Source organism: Thiolapillus sp. (genome assembly GCF_048562965.1).
Lineage (GTDB): Bacteria > Pseudomonadota > Gammaproteobacteria > Chromatiales > Chromatiaceae > Thiolapillus > Thiolapillus brandeum_A.
Map to the genome: position 1 here is coordinate 1 of NZ_JBHNMF010001216.1, position 779 is coordinate 779.

1 protein-coding gene and 1 pseudogene are annotated in these 779 nt (G+C 52.8%); both read right to left on the reverse strand.

Translation table 11 applies throughout. The annotated features are described in order from the left end of the window. A pseudogene (locus ACOCD2_RS23400) lies at positions 1-213 on the reverse strand (hypothetical protein); the annotation flags it as partial. Further along, positions 206-779: sensor histidine kinase (locus ACOCD2_RS23405; protein ID WP_293648457.1), on the reverse strand; the 574-nt coding region annotated here is incomplete at its 5' end. The pseudogene ACOCD2_RS23400 and the gene ACOCD2_RS23405, both read right to left, overlap by 8 nt.

Consider the following 779-nt stretch of genomic DNA (forward strand, 5'->3'; position numbering starts at 1 on the left):
ACCGCCCAGGCCTTCGCAGTCCGGCAGATGCAGATCGAGCAGAATAATGTCCGGCAGGTCATTGTTGTAAAGGCTGTCCACTGCCTGGTTCAGGGTAGGAACATGTACCATGTCATAACGTGTTGAGCTGATCCGGGACAGATAGAAGCGTGTCAGGTCCGCTTCCGATGGCGTGTCTTCCACCAGCAGCACCCGCAATGCCAGGTCATTCATGAATTACCTCCCCTTTCTGGACATGCCTTTTGCCTGCGGAAACCAATGTGTCCGCGGGCAATGAAAAATGAATAATCACCCCTTCCTTTTCACCTTCCCTGGCACTAACCCAGATGCGGCCACCATGTGCTGTCACAATGCGTTCACAGAACGCCAGCCCCATACCGTTACCGGGAATATTTTCCTCCGTATGCAGCCGCTTGAACATGGTAAACACATTCCGGTACTGCTCCCGGTCGATACCAATACCGTTGTCTTCGACCATCACTTCCCAGTAACCGTCCTTGTATGCTGCCGTAACACTGACAACCAGCTTCTTCCTGCCATGAAACTTGATGGCATTGCCAATCAGGTTCTGGAACAGGCGTACCATCTGGCCCCGGTCAGCCATCACCGTGGGCAAATCGGCTTTCTTTATCTTTCCGTTCAGTTCCTGCAGCTTGTGTGCATACAATGCCGTCACATCATCAACGATTTCATTCAGATCCACTTCCACAAGGACAGGTTCGAGGCGGCCAAGGCGGGAATATTCGAGCAGATCATCAAGCATGGACTGCGTCAGCCGG